We start from the raw sequence: 16,561 nt of genomic DNA, 5'->3' as shown, positions 1-16,561 counted from the left end.
GAAGTGTCGGACTCTGGCTGTGCCGGCCGTGCGGTCAGGGCTCCAGGTCGGGGTCGGCGAGCAGGGGGGCCACGGCGTCGCGCATCACGGCGGAGGGGTCGGGCAGGCCCGTCCACCTGGTCCACGCCGTCGCGGCCTGGGCGACGAGCATGCGGTCGCCGTTGGCGGCGCGCATACCCCGGGCGCGGGCGCGGCGGACCAGCTCGGTCTCGGCCGGGATGTAGACGACGTCGAACACGGCCGCCGACCGGTTGACCGTCTCGACGTCCACCACCGGCCCGGGGGAGAGCATGCCCACCGAGGTGGCGTTGACGAACACGTTGGCATCACCGAGTCGCGCCGGTACTGCCGGATCGGCGAAGGCCAGCGGCTCGATCGTGGCGAAGTCGGCGAACTCCTCGGCCAGCCGCCGGGGCGCGGCGGCATCCAGATCGAGCACGGTCAGGCGACCGACCCCGGCGCTGGCCAGCCCGTACACCGCGGCATGCCCCACCCCGCCGGAGCCCGCGACCACCACCGAGCGCCCGGCCAGCTCGCCGGGATGACACGAACGCAGGCCGGCCAGGAACCCGAGCACGTCGGTGTTGAACCCGACCAGCCGGCCGTCCCGCGCGGCGACGCTGTTGACCGCGCCGATCCGCCGCGCGTCCGGTTCGATCTCGTCGAGCAGGGTCATCACGAACCGCTTGTGCGGCGCGGTGACCTGGAAGCCCAGCCAGCCGTCGCGGCGGGCCTCGCCGACCTGCGCGGCCAGCCCGGCCTCGTCCACCTCGCGCAGCTCGTACCGCGCGTCGACGCCGGCCGCCGCGAACGCCGCGTTGTGCATGACCACCGAGTGCCGCCGCCGCAGCGGCGTTCCGAACAGCGCCACAGTCCGCATCGTCATCCGTCCCTCTCCGTCCCGCTTCAGCGGCCGGTGAACCGCGGCGCGCGCTTGTCAAGGAAGGCCCGCGCGCCCTCCAGCACGTCGTCGGTGCCGAACACCAGCTCGGAACCGTCGGTCTCCAGCGCGAGCCCCTCCTCCAGCGGCGTCTCGGTGGCCGCATCGAGCAGCTTCTTGGCCACCCGCACGGCCACCGGCCCGCGCCCGGCCAGGGTGGCGGCCATCGCGCGCGCCGCGTCCAGCGCGCCGCCGACGTCCACGACCCGGGTGACCAGGCCGATCGACAGCGCCGTCTCGGCGTCCATCGGCTCGCCGAGCAGGATGATCTCCTTCGCCCGCGCCGGCCCGACGATCCGGGGTAGCCGCTGGGTGCCGCCGCTGCCGGGCGTCACGCCGAGCTTCAGCTCCGGCATGCCCAGCTTGGAGCGGCGGGTGGCGACCCGGAAGTCGCAGCACAGCGCCAGCTCCAGCCCGCCGCCGAGCGCGTGCCCCTCGATCGCCGCGATGGTGGGCACCGGAAGACGCGCGAGCTGGCGGTAGACCAGCTTCTCCAGCAGCAGCTTGCCCTCGGCGGCGCGCCCGTGCAGCGACTCGAACTCCGCGATGTCCGACCCGGCGCAGAACGCCCGCCCGCCGGCACCACAAACGATCACCGCGCGAACCTCGTCGTCCGAGGCCACGGCGTGCAACGCGGCGCGCAGCTGGGCGGTCAGCTCGGCGGTCACCACGTTCATCGGCGGGTTGTCCAGCACGATCTCGGCGCAGGCCCCCCGGGTCAGGCGCACCAGCTCGGTCACCGGAACACCCCCATCGGCTCCGGCCGGAACAGCCTGGGATCCATCGTCGTGAGTGACGCGCCGACCACGGGCTTGATGTCCATGTGGGCCAGCACGTCGCGTTCGACGTCGATGCCGGGCGCGACCTCGACCAGCTCCAACCCGTCCGCACCCAGCTCGAACACGGCGCGTTCGGTCACGTAGCGCACCGACTGCCCCTTGCCGGCCGCCAGCTCCCCGTTGAAGCTGATCTCCGTCACGGCGTCGACGAACTTGCGGTGCCGTCCCTCCTGGACGATGCGCAGCTCGCCGCCGTCGAAGGACACCCGCAGGCCGCCGGCGGTGAACGTGCCCACGAAGCACAGCCGCCGTGTCCTGGTGCTGATGTTGATGAACCCGCCGGGGCCGCGCGCGGTGTCGTCGAACGCGTGCACGTTGACGTTGCCGGCGGCGTCGACCTGCGCGAACGACAGGCTGGCGATGTCCAGCCCGCCGCCGTCGTAGAAGTCGAACATGGACGGCTGCTCCAGCCGCGCCTGGTAGTTGTGCCCGGCGCCGCCGTCCCCGCCGAACGCCGGCACCCCGCCGAAGATGCCCTGCTCGACGGTGAGCGTCAGCGCGTCGGACACGCCCTCCTCGGCGGCGATCGAGCCGATCTGCTGGGAGATGCCGAACCCGAGGTTGCAGATGTCCCCGGGCCGGAACTCCAGGAACGAGCGGCGCGCGATGACCTTGCGGACGTCCAGCGGGGTGTGCCCCTGGCCGGACGCGGGCGCGCGCAGCTCGCCGGAGTAGTAGGGCGAGTACGGGGTGCGGTAGGTCTGGCGCTGCGCGGCGTCGACGTAGACCAGGTCGACCAGCGCGCCGGGGATGCGGACGTCGGCCGGGCGCAGCGAACCCCGGCCGGCCAGCCGCTCGACCTGCGCGATCACCCGGCCGCCGTTGTTGTGCGCGGCCATCGCGAGCGCCAGCGAGTCGCCCAGGATCGGCTCGTGCTCGAAGGTCAGGTTGCCGTCCTCGTCGGCGGTGGTGGCGCGGATGACGGCCACGTCGATCGGCAGCGCGCGGTAGAACAGCCACTCCCGGCCGGCCAGCTCGACGACCTCGACGATGTCCTCGGTGGTCCGCGCGTTCTGCCGGCTGCCGGTCTGCCGCGGGTCGACGTAGGTGCCGAGGCCGACGTGCGTGACGTGCCCGGGGCGCCCGGCCGCGATGTCCCGGCACAGCGCGGACAGCACGCCCTGCGGCAGCGAGTACGCCTCCAGCGCGCCTTCCTTCACGAGCGCACCGAGCCGGGGCTCGTTGCCGATGTTGCTGCCGATCGTGCGCCGCGCCAGCCCCGGCAGCGCGAGCTGGGAGAACCCGACGTCGGCGAAGTCGCCGATGCCGACCACCCGCACCGTCGTCAGGTCGCGGGGACGGCCGGCCCGCCCGAACTGCGCCGCCAGCTCGTCGATGAACGCCTGCGGGACGCCGTGCCCCGCCCCGGAGCCGCCCACCCAGACGGCCGCGCCGTCGTCGATGAGGTTGACGGCATCGTGGACCGTGCCGAGGCTCATGGCATCAGCCCGCCGCTGTTGGGGTTCAGCGTCTGGCCGATCAGCAGCGAGGAAGCGTCCGAGAGCAGGAACACCACGCAGTCGGCGACCTCCTCGGGCTCGCCGAACCGTCCGAGCGGCAGCTCGGCCATCCGCCGCCGTCCGACCTCGCCCTCCATCACGGTGCGGCCCATGTCGGTGTTGGTGACCCCGGGCGCCACGCAGTTCGCCCGGACGCCGCGCTGGCCGAACTCCCGGGAGATCGACTTCGCCAGCGCGACGACGCCCGCCTTGGCGCTCGCGTAGTGCGCAACGCCGGGCCAGCCGGTCAGCCCGAGCCGGGACGCGATGTTGACGATGGAGCCCCTGCCGCGCTCCAGCATTCCCGGGATTACGGCCTGACAGGCATGGAACGCGCTGGTCAGGTCGGTGGCGATGACCCGGTCCCACTCCTCGACGGTCATCTCGAGGAACGGTGAGTCCGGCATGATGCCGGCGTTGTTGACCAGGCCGTCGACCCGGCCGTAGCACTTCTCCGCGCCCTGGATGAAGCCGAACACGTGCTCGCGGTCGGTCACGTCGCAGGCGAACACCTCGGCGTCGACCCCGTACCCGCGCGCCTGGTGGGCGACGTCCTTCGCGCCCGCCTCGCTGTCGTGGTACGCGATGGCGACGTTCGCCCCCTGCGCCGCGGCGGCCAGCACCACGGCCCTGCCGATCCCTCGCCCGCCGCCCGTCACCGCGACGACCCGGCCGCGCAGCGTCCCCTCCCGGTCAGCCATGACACTCCTTAGAAAGCGCTTTCAGTTCGGGCTATGCTCGCACAGCATGACGAACACCTCAAGGCCCGATCCGCCGTCCCGCATCGTCGACGTCCACGCGCACGCGGTGCCGCCGGACCTGCTCGCGGCCCTGCGCTCGCGCCGCCGCGGTTCGTCGCCCGGGTCCCTGCCCGAGCTGGGCGGGGACGACCGGATCCGGTTCGGCTCGCGGTCGACGCCGCCGGTGTCGCCGGCGCTCACCGACGCGGCGGCGCGGCTGGCGGCGATGGACGACACCGGCGTCGACGTGCAGGTGGTCTCGCCGTGGCTGGAGCTGAGCCCGGACGAGCTGGAGCCGGACGCCGCCACGGCGTTCCTGCGCCTGCTCAACGACGGCATGGCGGCGCTCGCGGCCACCGAGCCGGAGCGGCTGCGCGCGCTCGTACTCCTCGACCGCCGCGACCCGGCCGCCGCCACCGCCGAACTGGTCCGCACCGCGGCCGTGCCCGGGGTCGTCGGCGTCGAGCTGCCCGCCGCCGGCTCCGGCCCGCCCCTGCACGACCCCGCCTGGAACCCACTCTGGTCCGAGGCGTCCGCCCGAGGTTCGTTCGTCCTGCTCCACCCGTGGCAGCGCCCGGCCGCCCCCGGCGGCGCGCGCGAGGGGCCGCGGCTCGGCGACATCGTCGACAACCCGGCGCAGTCCACGGCGGCGGTCGGCGCGATGGTGCTGGCCGGCGTGTTCGACAGGCATCCTGACCTGCGGGTGTGCGTGGTGCACGGCGGCGGGTTCCTGCCGTACCAGGCCGGCCGGTTCGACGCGATCGCGCGCCTGGCTCCCGACCGGCCGGACGGCGCGCGAACCCCCAGCGACGTGCTGCGAACGCTCTACTACGACTCGCTCACCCACTCCTCCCGGTCACTGTCCTGGCTGGTCGAGTTCGCCGGCGCCGACCGGGTGCTGCTGGGCAGCGACTACCCGTTCCCGACCGGCGATGCCGCCGCCGTGCGCGCGGTCACCGCCGCCGGCGGGCTGACCCCTGCCGACCGCACCGCCGTGCTCGGCGCCAACGCGTACCGCCTGCTCGGCTGCTGACCCGCGCTCCTTGACATCCGACGAACGCCGCCAGTAGAAAGCGCTTACAGAAATCGAGAAGGGTTGACAGCCATGGACCAAGTTCGCGTCGGGATCATCATGAACGGCGTCACCGGCCGGATGGGGACGCGCCAGCACCTGGACCGCTCGATCGTCGCCATCCGCGACCAGGGCGGCCTCGAGCTCGCCGACGGGCGCCGCCTGGTGGTCGACCCGATCCTGGTCGGGCGCAACCCGGCCAAGCTGGAGGCCCTCGCCGAGCGATACCGCATCGACAGGTGGACCACCAACCTGGACGAGGCGCTGGACAACGCCGAGGACGCCATCTACTTCGACGCGCTGACCACCAAGGAACGCGCCCCCGCCGTGCGCAAGGCCATCGCCGCCGGCAAGCACGTCTTCTGCGAGAAGCCGACCGCCACCTCCCTGGACGAGGCCCTGGACCTGGCCCGCCTGGCCGCCGCCGCCGGTGTCAAGAACGGCGTCGTGCAGGACAAGCTCTTCCTACCGGGCATCCGCAAGCTCAAGCGGCTGATCGACGCCGACTTCTTCGGCACCCTGCTCAGCTTCCGGCTCAACTTCGGCTACTGGGTCTTCGAGGGCGACTGGCAGCACCTGAACCGCCCGTCCTGGAACTACCGCGCCGAGGACGGCGGCGGCCTGGTGCTCGACATGTACCCGCACTGGCGCTACCTGATCGACAACGTGGTCTCGCCGATCCGCTCCGTGCTCTGCCACGCCGAGATCCACATCCCGAAGCGCTGGGACGAGGCCGGGGTCGAGTACCGATCCACCGCCGAGGACGCCGCGTACGGCATGTTCAAGCTGGACAACGGCGTGCTCGCGCAGTTCACCACCTCCTGGGCGACCCGCCCGTACCGCGACGAGATCGGCGAGTGGCAGCTCGACGGCACCCGGGGCAGCGCCATCGCCGGCCTGCGCGACTGCCGCACCCAGGAGCGGGCCAACACCCCGATGCCGGTCTGGAACCCCGACATCCCGAACCCCATCGACTTCCGCGCCGGCTGGAGCCAGGTGCCCGACAACGAGGAGTTCGGCAACGCCTTCCGGATCCAGTGGGAGATGTTCCTGCGCCACGTCGTGGAGGACGCCCCGTTCGGCTGGGACCTCCTCGAAGGCGCCAAGGGCGTGCAGCTCGCCGAGCTGGCCCTGCGGTCGCACCGCGAGCGGCGCTGGATCGACGTCCCGGAGCTGACCCTCGAGCCGGCATCGTGAGCACCGAGCGGCTGAGCATCAACCAGATCACCGTCAAGCGCTGGTCGTTCGAGGAGGTCGTCCGCGCCCTTGCCCGGCACCGGATCGGCTGGCTGGGCGCCTGGACCGGCCCGGTGGAGGAGTATGGGGTCGAGCGTGCCGCACGGCTGCTGCGCGACCACGACGTCCGGGTCTCCAGCGTCTGCCGTGCGGGCTTCTTCACCGGCACCAACCCCGACGGCGGCGGCCTGGACCGCGAGGCCAACCGGCGCGCCGTGGACCTGACCGCCGCGATCGGCGCCGACGTGCTGTACCTGGTGGCCGGCGGCGTCCGCGACGACCTCGACCTCGCCGCCTCTCGCCACGCCGTGGCCGACGGCATCGCCGAGCTGGTGCCGTACGCCGCGTCCGCCGGCGTGCGCCTGGCCGTCGAGCCGCTGCACCCCATGATGTGCGCGGAGCGGTCCGTGATCGTGACCCTGGACCAGGCGCTGGACGTCGCGGAGCGGTTCGACCCGGCGCACGTCGGCCTCGCCGTGGACACCTACAACGTCTGGTGGGACCCCAACCTGCTGCCGGCCCTCGACCGCGCGGGCGCGCGGACGATCAGCTACCAGGTCTGCGACTGGCTGGTGCCGCAACCGCACCCGCTGTTCGGCCGCGGCATCCCCGGCGACGGCGCGATCGACATCCCGTCGCTCACCCGCGCTGTCGACGCCGCCGGATACACCGGCCCGATCGAGGTCGAGATCTTCAACGAGTCCGTCTGGGCCGCCAACCCCGACGACGTCCTAGTCCGCATCACCGCGACCTTCACCCAGTCCGTCCTCGGCTAAACGTGCAGGTCAAGACCCGTGAGTGGTTAGCGGTGTCATAGCAACGCTAACCACTCACGGCCTCTGACCAGCGGGTTTGCCCGGCGAGCGGGGTGGTTTCGCGGCGGACCAGGATCCCCGACGAGGTCCTCGCCCGCGTCGCCGCGAGCTTCAAGCGCTCCGTCCTCGGCCGAGTGCCCGGATGCCCACCAAACGTGCAGGTCAACACCCGTGAGTGGCTAGGGTCGCCATAGCGGCCCTAGCCACTCACGGGCTCTGAGCAGCGGGTTTAGCCGGTCAGTGGGGCGGTGCGGTGCTGTCGCGGCGGGCCAGGGTGCCCTCGACCTCCACGACGTGGCGGGGGGATGCGGGCTTGAGGGCGAGCTCCATGGCGGTCTCGCCGACCTCTTCCAGCGGCAGTTCGACGGTGGTCAGGGAGGGTACGGCGTCCAGGGTGGCCGGGATGCCGCCGAAGCCGGTGACGGACACGTCGGCGGGCACGGCTATGCCCCGCGCGCGCAGCCAGGACAGCGCGCCGAAGGCGATCACGTCGGCGACGGCCAGCAGGCAGCGGGGCGGGTCCGGGCGGGTCATGAGCTGCTCGGCGCCGGCCAGGCCGCCTTCGCGGGACAGGTCGACGTAGACGATGTCGTCGCGGCCGAGGGACAGGCCGTGGTCCTTGAGGCCCTGGCGGATGCCCTGCAGGCGGTCGCGGACGGCGAGCAGCTTCAGCGGACCGGCGATCACGCCGAACGAGGTGTGCCCGAGCGCCACCAGGTCGTGGACGAGCTTGCGCATGCCGCCGGCGTTGTCGATGTCGACGACGTGGCCGACCGTGCGGCCTCGGGTCACCGACACCACGGACCCGCCGGAGTCCTGGTAGGCCTCCAGCTCGGCGTGCATCGCCTCGGTGTGGGCGGTGTCGCGCAGCGAGCTGCCGGCCAGGATGATGGCGCGCACCCGTTGCGCGGCCAGCCGTTGGACGTACTCCAGCTCGCGCGGCGCGTTGCGGTAGGTGCACACCATGGTGACCAGCAGGTCGTGGCGTTCCGCGACGGTGATGACGCCCCCGCTGAGCGTGGCGAAGTAGGCGTCGCGCACGTCGTGGATCACCAGGCCGACGTTCATCGAGGTGGCGGTGGCCAGCGCGCGGGCGTGCGGGTTGGGCCGGTAGCCCAGCGCGGCGGCCGAGGCCAGGACGCGTTCGCGCAGGCCGGCGCGCCCGCCGTACCCGGGGTCGCTGAGCATCCGGGAGGCGGTCGCCAGCGACACCCCGGCGTGCTCGGCGACGTCCTGCAGCCGCACCGGGGACCGTTCGACCATGACTGACTCTCCCACCGGACGGCTGCCGTCACCGTCCGGGGTACATGATTGCCAATTCTGGAAGCGCTTTCAACTCGGCGTCTTGACGGGAGTGTCGCCACCTCGTACATTGACGCCGCCAGCAATCTGAAAGCGCTTACTGTTCGAGGTGTTCGGACCGTTCGGAGTGTTCGTCGGAGTGTTCGTCGGAGTGTTCGTCGGAGTGTTCGGAGGCGTGCCGGTGTTGACACGATCCACCCGAGACATCCCTCGCGCGACCCGCTGGGCGCGGGCGGCCTGGCGCCCGCTGCTGACGGTGGCGGCGGTGCTGGCCGCGTGGGCGGTGGTGAGCGGGCTCGGGCTGGTCGCCGGCTACCTGCTGCCGACGCCGGCCGCCACCTGGCACAAGCTGGTCGAGAACGCGCCGTACCTGTGGTCCGCGTCGGTGATCACCACCGCCGAGACGCTGGCCGGTTTCGTCGTCGCGGTGGTGCTCGGCCTGGCCGCCGCGCTGGTGATGGCGTTCTCGCCCCGGCTGGAGGGCTCGGTCTACCCGATCATCGTGTTCGCCCAGGTCGTACCCAAGATCGCGGTGGCGCCGCTGTTCGTGGTCTGGCTCGGTTTCGGGTTCTCGCCGAAGGTGCTGATGGCCGCGCTGATCGCGTTCTTCCCCGTCGTGGTGGCCGGCTTCACCGGGCTGAAGTCGATCGACCACGACCTGATCGACCTCGCCGCGACCATGACCGCCAGCCGGCTGCGGGTGTTCACCAGGTTCCGCTTCCCGTCGGCGCTGCCGTTCATCATGTCCGGCCTCAAGGTGGCCGTGACGCTGGCCGTGACCGGCGCGGTGGTCGGCGAGTTCGTCGGCGCCGACAGCGGCCTCGGCTACGTCATCCTCGAGGCCAACGGCAACATCGACACCGCGATGCTCTACGCCGCCCTGATCATGCTCTCGCTGATCGGCGTCGTGTTGTTCCTGCTCGTGGACCTCGCCGAGCGACTGCTCATGCCCTGGCACAGCTCGCGCCGCGCCGCGAGCGTCACCGCGTACTGATCACCCCCGAGAGGGCGGAACCATGACACGCAGCGCCCCTGCGTCCGCACTGGCGGCCGTCGTCCTTGCGCTGGTCCTCACCCTGGCCGGCTGTGCGAGCGGCCCGTCCGGCCCAGGCAAAGGCAAGCCGGTCACGCTGATGCTCAACTTCTACCCGTACGGCGACCACGCGCCGCTCTACTACGGCCTGAAGCACGGCATCTTCGCCAACCACGGCATCGACCTGAAGATCGTGCCCGGCAAGGGCTCGGTGGCCACCGGGCAGGCCGTCGCGGCCGGCAACGCCGACTTCGGCTGGGTGGACACCCCGGCGCTGCTGTCCAGCGTGCAGAGCGGCGTCGCGATCAAGAGCATCGGCGTGTTCGAACAGACCACCCCGTCCGCCGTGCAGTTCCTCGCGGACTCCGGCATCACCCGACCCCAAGACCTGCGCGGCCGCACCATCGCCCTGACCCCAGGCGACCCGTACTCCGACGCGTTCCCCGGCTTCCTGCGCGCCAACGGCATGTCGGTCGACGACGTGAAGACGGTCAACGTCCAGGCCGCCGACAAGATCGCCACCGTGATCAGCGGCCGGGCCGACGCGCTGTGCGGGTTCATCAGCGACCAGGGGCCGACGATCGAGGCCAAGACCGGCAAGAAGGTCGGCTACCTCAAGTTCGCCGACCACGGCATGCCCTACCTCGGCACCGGCCTGGTGGTCAGCGACCGCAACCTGGCCGCCGACCCGGCGCTGTCCGCCGCGATGTGGAAGGCCACCAGCGAGTCCTTCGAGGCCGCCGTCGCCCAACCCGCCGAGGCCGTCGCGGCCATGAAGGGCGCCAGCCCCGCGCTGCCGCCGCACGAGGTCCTCACCGAGCAGTGGAAACGCGCCGCGAGCGTGATGAGCACCCCGGCCACCGCCGGCCGCCCGCCCGGAACCAACGCCGAGTCCGACTGGACCACCACCATCAAGACGTTCCACGACCTGCGCGTGCTCACCACCGCCCAACCGGCGGCAACCTACTGGCGGAGCGTCGCGCCGTGACCCCGGAGATCGAGGTCGACAACGTCAGCGTCCGGTTCTCCTCGAAGCACGCCACCACCTCCGCGCTGCGCGACGTCACCTTCGAGGTGGCGCCGAAGGGGTTCGTGTCGATCGTCGGCCCGTCCGGCTGCGGCAAGTCGACGCTGCTCAAGCTCATCGCCGGGCTGCTGCGACCCAGCGCCGGCGAGCTGCGGCTGCGCGGTACGCCGGTCACCTCGACGCACCGGGAGATCGGGTTCGTCTTCCAGAAGGCCGCGCTGCTGGAGTGGCGGACGGTGCGCCGCAACATCACCATCCAGGGCGAGATGCGCGACCTGCCCAAGCGGGAGGTGGCCACGGCCGCCGACGAGCTGATGGAGCTGACCGGCCTGACCGACTTCGCCGACGCCATGCCGCACGAGCTCTCCGGCGGCATGCAGCAGCGGGTGGCGGTCTGCCGCGCGCTGCTGCACAAGCCGTCGGTGCTGCTCATGGACGAGCCGTTCGGCGCGCTCGACGCCCTGACCAGGGAGGCGATGAACGTCGAGCTGCGCCACGTCTGGCGACAGACCGGCACCACGATCGTGCTGGTCACGCACTCGGTGGCGGAGGCGGTGTACCTGTCCGACCGGGTGGTCGTGCTGACCGCGCGGCCCGGCAGGGTGGCCGAGGTCCTCGACATCGACCTGCCCGTGCACCGGGACTACTCCGACACCATGCGCTCCGACGAGTTCGGCAAGAAGACGACGACCCTGCGCGCCCTGCTGGGCAGCAGCCATGCCGGTAACCATGACTGAGCCCGTGAAGGAGGCCTCATGCCTCGCCTGAAACGTCTCACCGCGATCCCGATAGTGGCCCTGTTCGCCGTGAGCGTGAGCGCCTGTGGCGGCGGCGGGGCGACCGACACCGACGGCGACGGCAGGCCCGAGTTCACAGTGGCCGTCATCGAGCCGGACATCACCACGGTGCCGATCCTGGCCGCCATAGACGCGGTCCGCGCCGCCGGTCACCAGGTCAACGTCGTAGAGCTGGCCGAGCCCGAGCTGGCCATCGAGGGGCTGGCCAAGGGCGACTACGCGATCTCGGCGGAGGCCACCAGCCCGGCGCTGATCGCCATCGAGCAGGAGGCGCCCATCAAGATCATCGCGGACGTCATCGGCAACCAGTGGGCGGTCTACGGCAAGCCGGGCATCGGCTCCTGCGACGACCTGAGCGGGCGCCCGTTCGGGATCTTCAGCGAGGGCGCGGTGGCCACCGCGATCACCAAGGACTGGGTGGGCCGCAGCTGCGCCGCCGGCAACCGCCCGAACTACCTGACCATCGGCGGCTCCGACGTACGCGCGCAGGCGCTGCTCACCGGCCAGATCGACGCCACCCCGCTGGAGATCTCCGACGTGGTCGCCCTGGAGTCCTCCGGCAAGGCCGGGTTCGGCCGGGTCGTCGACTTCGCGGCCAGCCTGCCCGACCTGCACCCGCAGACCGTCTACGCCAACGCCAGGTTCCTCACCGAGCACCGCCCCGTGGCGCAGGCGTTCGTGACCGCGCTGGTCCGCGAGCACGAACGGATCAACGCCGACCCCCGGCACCTGGTCGAACTGGTGACGAAGTACCTGCCGGACGAGGACAAGGCCGACGTGGCCGCGATCGCCAACCGGTACGTCGACGCCAAGCTGTTCGACGCCGCGGCGCTGACCGAACGCAATGTCCAGGGCACGATCGACTTCTTCGCCAGGACCGGTGTGATCCAGCCCGGGATGAAGGCCGCCGACGCGGCCGACCTCAGCTTCGTCAGGGCCGCCCGATGACCGCCGGCCCTCAGTCCGCGCGTCCGCCGGGCGTATTCCGGCGGATCGCGGCGGCGAGCCTGCCGTACCAACTGCTGACGTTCATCGTGTTCGCGGCCGGCTGGGAGATCTACGCCCGCCAGCGCGGCGGGCTGCTGCTGCCGACCTTCACCAAGACGGTCAGGGCCACCGTCCAACTGCTGGGCAGCGGGGAGCTGTGGCGCGCGCTGTACGTCAGCAACCAGGCGCTGGTGCTGGGGTTCGGCATCGCCGTGGTGGTCGGCATCCCGCTGGGCATCGTGCTGGGGCGGTTCCGGCGGCTGGAGCGGCTCGCCGACGTCTATCTCAACATCCTGCTGGTCACGCCGATGGCGGCGATCATCCCGCTGCTGGTGATGTCGGTCGGGTTCGGGCTGGCCTCGCGGGTCATCCTGGTGGCGATCTTCTCGATCGTGATGGTGGTGGTGAATGCGCGCGCCGGGGTGCGCCAGGTGGACCCGTCGCTGATCGAGATGGCCCGCTCGTTCGGGGCCACCGAGCGGCAGGTCTGGACGCGGATCCTGCTGCCGGGCGCGCTGCCGGCGATCATGACGGGCATCCGTCTGGGCGTCGGGCGGGCGGTCACCGGGATGGTCATCGTCGAGCTGCTGATGGTGTCCACCGCGCTCGGCGGCCTGATCTTGCAATATCGCGGCCTGTTCAAGGCGCCGCTGCTCTACGGAACCATCGTGATCATCCTGGCGGAGGCGGTCCTGCTGATCTCCGCGGCGCGGTGGTGTGAACGCAAGCTGACCAGATGGGCTGGGACACCGTGATCGAGATCCGTGGGTTGGGCAAGAGGTTCGTCGGCCAGGACGGCGGCACCGTCGAGGCGCTGCGCGAGGTCGACCTGGACGTGGGCGACAACGAGTTCCTGACGGTGCTCGGCCCCAGCGGCTGCGGCAAGACGACCCTGCTCAAGGCCATCGCCGGCCTCATCGGATGGAACGAGGGCGACATCCACATCGGTGGCCGGCCGGTGCGCGGGCCGGGGCCGGACCGGAGCATGGTGTTCCAGAACTTCGCGCTGTTGCCCTGGGCGACCGTGCTGGACAACGTTGCGTTCGGGCTGCGGATGCGCGGCGTCGCGAAGGCCGAGCGGGACGAGCGGGCCCGCGCACTGATCAACATGGTGGGCCTGTCCGGGTTCGAAACCAAGCGGCCCGGCGAGCTGTCTGGGGGCATGCAGCAGCGGGTCGGCATCGCCCGCGCGCTGGCCGTACGGCCTCAGGTGCTGCTGATGGACGAGCCGTTCGGGGCGTTGGACGAGCAGACCCGCCGGCTGCTGCAGGAGGAGCTGCTCTCCATCTGGGAGGAACACCGGCTGACGGTCGTGTTCATCACCCACAGCATGGAGGAGGCGGTGCTGCTCGGCGACCGGGTGGTGCTGATGAGCGCGCGGCCCGGGCGGATCGCCGAGATCGTTCCGGTGCCGCTGGACCGACCGCGCTCGCGCGACCTGGGCGCGCTGGAACGCTCTGGTCACTACGTGGAGGTCACCGCCTATCTGTGGGACCGGCTGCGGGACATGCACGAGGAACACTCCGCGTCTCGGGTTTCCGGATGAACGCGCTGGCAGAGGGCGCGCCGAGGCCACGCGGGCAGCTGTCCTGGCGCGGCCTGCCGCCGGCCGCGATCAGCCTGGCCGCCGGCGCGGTGGCCTGGGAGGTCGTCGGGCACCTCGCGGCCGTGCCGTTCTTCCCGCCGCTGAGCGCCGTGCTGGCCCGGCTGGCCGCGATGGCCTCCGGCGGGCAGATCGTCGCGAACCTGGCCGACAGCCTGGTCAACCTGGTGCTCGGGTTCGTCATCTCGCTGGTCGTCGGCCTGGTCGCCGGCGTTGCGATGGGCCGCTACCGCAAGGTCGAGGCGGCGCTCGGGGTGTACGTCTACGCGCTGCTCACCGCCCCGTCGCTGGTCTTCGCGCCGATCTTCTTCTCGCTGCTCGGCGCGGGCCGGGGCTCGATCGTCGCGGTGGTCGTTATGTACGCCGTGTTCGTGATCATCATCAACACCGCGTCGGCGATCCGGTCGGTGCCCGCGCACCTGGTCGAGATGGCGCGCTCCTACGGCGCGAGCGAGCCCCAGATCCTGCTGCGCGTCCTCCTGCCCGCCGCCACGCCGATGATCATGGCCGGGGTGCGGCTGGGCGTCGGCCGCGCGGTGACCGGCATGATCAACGGCGAGATGTTCATCGCCGTGGTCGGGCTGGGCCACATCGTCACCCAGGCCGGCGGGCGCTTCGACGGCGCCGGCGTGCTGGCCGTGCTCCTGGTCATCATCGCCGTCGCGCTCGGCGCGGTGGCGCTGGTCCAGGCCGTCGACCGCCGGCTCACCCGGTGGGTCCCCGAGACATCCCGAGGAGACAGATGACCAAGCTGGACGCCTACAGCCACATCCTGCCCGCCCCGTACTTCGAGCGGATGGGCGAGCTCGCCGTGGACCGGGGCGCCCTCAAGCGCTGGTTCGAGCTGACCACGCTGCACGACGTGGACGCCCGGCTGCGGATGATGGACGAGTTCGGCGACGGCTACCAGCAGGTGCTCACGCTGTCCTCGCCGCCGATCGAGCTGCTCGCCGGCCCGTCGGAGTCGCCGGCGCTGGCCCGGCTGGCCAACGACTCGATGCGCGCGCTGTGCGACAAGTACCCCGACCGGTTCCCCGCGTTCGTCGCCTCGCTGCCGATGAACGACCCGGACGCCGCGCTGGTCGAGCTGGCCAGGGGGATCGACGACCTCGGCGCCCGGGGCGTGCAGGTGTTCACCAACGTCGGCGGCCGTCCCCTGGACGAGCCCGCGTTCCTGGCCGTCTTCGAGGAGATGGCCCGCCGCGACCTGCCCGTCTGGATGCACCCGGCCCGGGGCGCCGGCGTCGCCGACTACGCCACCGAGGACGCCTCCCGCTACGAGATCTGGTGGGCGCTGGGCTGGCCGTACGAGACCAGCGTCGCGATGTCCCGGCTGGTCTTCTCCGGCCTGCTGGAGCGGCACCCCAACATCAAGATCATCACCCACCACCTGGGCGCCATGATCCCGTACCTGGAGGGCCGCATCGGCCTCGGCTGGAGCGACCAGCTCGGCAGCCGCACCGCCGGCGAGGACTACCAGCGGATGCGGCGCGAGCTGCTGCCCCGCCCGCTGCTGGACTACTTCCGCCGCTTCTACGCCGACACCGCGCTGTCCGGCTCCGCCATCGGCATCCGCTGCGGCCTGGAGTTCTTCGGCGCCGACCACGTCCTGTTCGCCTCGGACTGCCCGTTCGACCCCGAGGGCGGCCCGATGTACATCCGCGAGACGATCCGCGTCCTGGACGGCCTGGACATCACCGACGACGAACGCGAGCGCATCTACGTCCGCAACATCCGCAACCTGATGCGCCTAAGCGAGGCTCAGCCGGGCGCGTAGCTCGCCGGCGAGCGGGTGGTAGCCGGTCAGGCCGGGCTCGGCGAACCGGATGATCAGGTGCGCGGCGCCCGCCTCGACGTACCCGCGAGCCCAGTCGACCGCGCCGTCCAGGTCGCCGGTGTAGCAGCCCTGGATGCGGGCCATGACCTCGGCGGGCTGGCCGTAGTACTCGGTCATGTACGCGTCCAGGGCACGGTCGGCGTCCGCCTTGTCGTCGGCGATGGCCACCGTCAGGTACGCGGCGGGGCTGACCTCGCCGGGATCGCGGCCGGCCTGTTTCGCGGAGTGCCGGACGGCCTCCAGCCCCCGGGCGTAGTCGGCGGGGGTGGGGCTGAACGGCATCCAGCCGTCGAACCGGGAGCCGGTCAGCCGCAGCAGCCGAGGCCCCTGCGCGCCCAGCCACAGCGGCGGGCCGGCCGGGGCGCTCGGCCTCGGCCGCGGCCCGTTGTCACCGGCCCACAGCCGGCGCCACTCGGCCACGGTGTCGAGCAGGTCGCCGACCCGGCGGTCGCCGCGCCTGCCGACCGCCGCCAGCTCGGCGTGCGTGCCGGGGACGTCCGAGCCCGGCGCCAGGCCGACCACCAGCCGCCCGTTCGCCAGCCGGTCCAGGGTGGCCAGCGAGTGCGCGAGCGTGAGCGGATGGCGAAGCAGCGGCAGCAGCACCGCCGTGCCGAGCTGGATCCGCGAGGTGCGGGCCGCGATGGCCGACTGCGTGACCACCGGCTCCGGCCGGGGCCGCGCCAGCAGCGAGTCGCCGACCCACACCGAGTCGAACCTGTCCGCCTCCGCCGCCACCGCCGCGTCGACCAGGCGGCCGACGTCGCCGTCCGCCCACATCGTCACCTCGCGCGACGGCAGCAGCAGGCCGATCCGTGTCGTCATGCGACCGATTAT

Annotated in this window: 17 protein-coding genes; 11 read left to right on the top strand and 6 right to left on the bottom strand. The window is 71.9% G+C overall.

The features are described 5' to 3' along the window. Window positions 1-34 precede the first annotated feature (34 nt). The 4 genes from N912_RS0117360 to N912_RS0117345 are packed head-to-tail and all read right to left on the bottom strand — an operon-like array spanning window position 35 to window position 3,979. The gene (locus N912_RS0117360) at window positions 35-886 is read right to left on the bottom strand and encodes a shikimate dehydrogenase family protein (protein ID WP_037065247.1); all 852 of its coding nucleotides are present in this window, start codon (window positions 884-886) and stop codon (window positions 35-37) included. A gap of 20 nt (window positions 887-906) precedes the next feature. Next, window positions 907-1,680: an enoyl-CoA hydratase/isomerase family protein gene (locus N912_RS0117355; protein WP_037065245.1), complete on the bottom strand. Its 774-nt coding sequence runs from the start codon at window positions 1,678-1,680 to the stop codon at window positions 907-909. Continuing rightward, a complete protein-coding gene (locus N912_RS52630; protein ID WP_051580354.1) occupies window positions 1,677-3,218 on the bottom strand; it encodes an acyl CoA:acetate/3-ketoacid CoA transferase in 1,542 nt (513 codons plus the stop codon). Before N912_RS52630 ends, N912_RS0117355 begins: the two co-directional genes overlap by 4 nt. Beyond that, window positions 3,215-3,979: an SDR family NAD(P)-dependent oxidoreductase gene (locus N912_RS0117345; protein ID WP_037065244.1), complete on the bottom strand. Its 765-nt coding sequence runs from the start codon at window positions 3,977-3,979 to the stop codon at window positions 3,215-3,217. The genes N912_RS52630 and N912_RS0117345 overlap by 4 nt, the downstream gene beginning before the upstream one ends. 46 nt (window positions 3,980-4,025) lie before the next feature. On the opposite strand from N912_RS0117345, the gene N912_RS0117340 reads away from it, so the two are divergent. The 3 genes from N912_RS0117340 (at window position 4,026) to N912_RS0117330 (ending at window position 7,102) form a co-directional block, all read left to right on the top strand. Then, a complete protein-coding gene (locus N912_RS0117340) occupies window positions 4,026-5,051 on the top strand; it encodes an amidohydrolase family protein (protein ID WP_028923403.1) in 1,026 nt (341 codons plus the stop codon). Between the two features lie 72 nt (window positions 5,052-5,123). After that, the gene (locus tag N912_RS0117335) at window positions 5,124-6,287 is read left to right on the top strand and encodes a Gfo/Idh/MocA family protein (protein WP_028923402.1); all 1,164 of its coding nucleotides are present in this window, start codon (window positions 5,124-5,126) and stop codon (window positions 6,285-6,287) included. Beyond that, the gene (locus N912_RS0117330) at window positions 6,284-7,102 is read left to right on the top strand and encodes a sugar phosphate isomerase/epimerase family protein (protein ID WP_037065242.1); all 819 of its coding nucleotides are present in this window, start codon (window positions 6,284-6,286) and stop codon (window positions 7,100-7,102) included. The genes N912_RS0117335 and N912_RS0117330 overlap by 4 nt, the downstream gene beginning before the upstream one ends. A 276-nt stretch (window positions 7,103-7,378) precedes the next feature. Here the strand turns inward: N912_RS0117330 and N912_RS0117325 are convergent, their stop codons facing one another. Continuing rightward, window positions 7,379-8,404, bottom strand: coding sequence for a LacI family DNA-binding transcriptional regulator (locus tag N912_RS0117325; RefSeq protein ID WP_028923400.1), 1,026 nt, complete (start codon window positions 8,402-8,404; stop codon window positions 7,379-7,381). 220 nt (window positions 8,405-8,624) lie between these two features. On the opposite strand from N912_RS0117325, the gene N912_RS0117320 reads away from it, so the two are divergent. From N912_RS0117320 to N912_RS0117285, 8 genes are read left to right on the top strand one after another with little or no spacing between them, the layout of a single operon-like run. Next, window positions 8,625-9,437: an ABC transporter permease gene (locus N912_RS0117320; RefSeq protein WP_211261288.1), complete on the top strand. Its 813-nt coding sequence runs from the start codon at window positions 8,625-8,627 to the stop codon at window positions 9,435-9,437. Between the two features lie 22 nt (window positions 9,438-9,459). Continuing rightward, window positions 9,460-10,464, top strand: a complete 1,005-nt coding sequence (locus N912_RS52625; protein WP_037065240.1) for an ABC transporter substrate-binding protein — start codon at window positions 9,460-9,462, stop codon at window positions 10,462-10,464. Then, the gene (locus tag N912_RS0117310) at window positions 10,461-11,240 is read left to right on the top strand and encodes an ABC transporter ATP-binding protein (RefSeq protein ID WP_211261287.1); all 780 of its coding nucleotides are present in this window, start codon (window positions 10,461-10,463) and stop codon (window positions 11,238-11,240) included. The genes N912_RS52625 and N912_RS0117310 overlap by 4 nt, the downstream gene beginning before the upstream one ends. An 18-nt stretch (window positions 11,241-11,258) precedes the next feature. Beyond that, complete coding sequence (locus N912_RS0117305) at window positions 11,259-12,248, top strand: ABC transporter substrate-binding protein (RefSeq protein WP_028923397.1); 990 nt, start codon at window positions 11,259-11,261, stop codon at window positions 12,246-12,248. Continuing rightward, complete coding sequence (locus tag N912_RS0117300; RefSeq protein WP_028923396.1) at window positions 12,245-13,042, top strand: ABC transporter permease; 798 nt, start codon at window positions 12,245-12,247, stop codon at window positions 13,040-13,042. Before N912_RS0117305 ends, N912_RS0117300 begins: the two co-directional genes overlap by 4 nt. Then, window positions 13,024-13,833, top strand: coding sequence for an ABC transporter ATP-binding protein (locus tag N912_RS0117295; protein WP_051580353.1), 810 nt, complete (start codon window positions 13,024-13,026; stop codon window positions 13,831-13,833). The genes N912_RS0117300 and N912_RS0117295 overlap by 19 nt, the downstream gene beginning before the upstream one ends. Then, window positions 13,830-14,636, top strand: coding sequence for an ABC transporter permease (locus N912_RS0117290; protein WP_028923394.1), 807 nt, complete (start codon window positions 13,830-13,832; stop codon window positions 14,634-14,636). The genes N912_RS0117295 and N912_RS0117290 overlap by 4 nt, the downstream gene beginning before the upstream one ends. Then, window positions 14,633-15,667, top strand: a complete 1,035-nt coding sequence (locus N912_RS0117285) for an amidohydrolase family protein (RefSeq protein ID WP_028923393.1) — start codon at window positions 14,633-14,635, stop codon at window positions 15,665-15,667. The genes N912_RS0117290 and N912_RS0117285 overlap by 4 nt, the downstream gene beginning before the upstream one ends. Here N912_RS0117285 and N912_RS52620 read toward each other — a convergent pair. After that, on the bottom strand, window positions 15,641-16,549 hold the full coding sequence (locus tag N912_RS52620; RefSeq protein ID WP_051580352.1) for an LLM class flavin-dependent oxidoreductase: 909 nt from the start codon (window positions 16,547-16,549) through the stop codon (window positions 15,641-15,643). The two genes, N912_RS0117285 and N912_RS52620, sit on opposite strands and share 27 nt — an antisense overlap. Window positions 16,550-16,561 lie beyond the last annotated feature (12 nt).

The sequence above is a fragment of the Actinospineispora acaciae DSM 45401 genome (genome assembly GCF_000620785.1).
In the GTDB taxonomy this organism is placed as follows: domain Bacteria; phylum Actinomycetota; class Actinomycetes; order Mycobacteriales; family Pseudonocardiaceae; genus Pseudonocardia; species Pseudonocardia acaciae.
This window is presented reverse-complemented; position numbering and strand designations above follow the sequence as displayed.

Coding starts and splice junctions, on each gene's coding strand:
- N912_RS0117360 (WP_037065247.1), bottom strand. CDS start 886: ATGACGATGCGGACTGTGGCGCTGTTCGGAACGCCGCTGCGGCGGCGG.
- N912_RS52630 (WP_051580354.1), bottom strand. CDS start 3,218: ATGAGCCTCGGCACGGTCCACGATGCCGTCAACCTCATCGACGACGGC.
- N912_RS0117345 (WP_037065244.1), bottom strand. CDS start 3,979: ATGGCTGACCGGGAGGGGACGCTGCGCGGCCGGGTCGTCGCGGTGACG.
- N912_RS0117340 (WP_028923403.1), top strand. CDS start 4,026: ATGACGAACACCTCAAGGCCCGATCCGCCGTCCCGCATCGTCGACGTC.
- N912_RS0117335 (WP_028923402.1), top strand. CDS start 5,124: ATGGACCAAGTTCGCGTCGGGATCATCATGAACGGCGTCACCGGCCGG.
- N912_RS0117325 (WP_028923400.1), bottom strand. CDS start 8,404: ATGGTCGAACGGTCCCCGGTGCGGCTGCAGGACGTCGCCGAGCACGCC.
- N912_RS52625 (WP_037065240.1), top strand. CDS start 9,460: ATGACACGCAGCGCCCCTGCGTCCGCACTGGCGGCCGTCGTCCTTGCG.
- N912_RS0117305 (WP_028923397.1), top strand. CDS start 11,259: ATGCCTCGCCTGAAACGTCTCACCGCGATCCCGATAGTGGCCCTGTTC.
- N912_RS0117300 (WP_028923396.1), top strand. CDS start 12,245: ATGACCGCCGGCCCTCAGTCCGCGCGTCCGCCGGGCGTATTCCGGCGG.
- N912_RS0117295 (WP_051580353.1), top strand. CDS start 13,024: ATGGGCTGGGACACCGTGATCGAGATCCGTGGGTTGGGCAAGAGGTTC.
- N912_RS0117290 (WP_028923394.1), top strand. CDS start 13,830: ATGAACGCGCTGGCAGAGGGCGCGCCGAGGCCACGCGGGCAGCTGTCC.
- N912_RS0117285 (WP_028923393.1), top strand. CDS start 14,633: ATGACCAAGCTGGACGCCTACAGCCACATCCTGCCCGCCCCGTACTTC.
- N912_RS52620 (WP_051580352.1), bottom strand. CDS start 16,549: ATGACGACACGGATCGGCCTGCTGCTGCCGTCGCGCGAGGTGACGATG.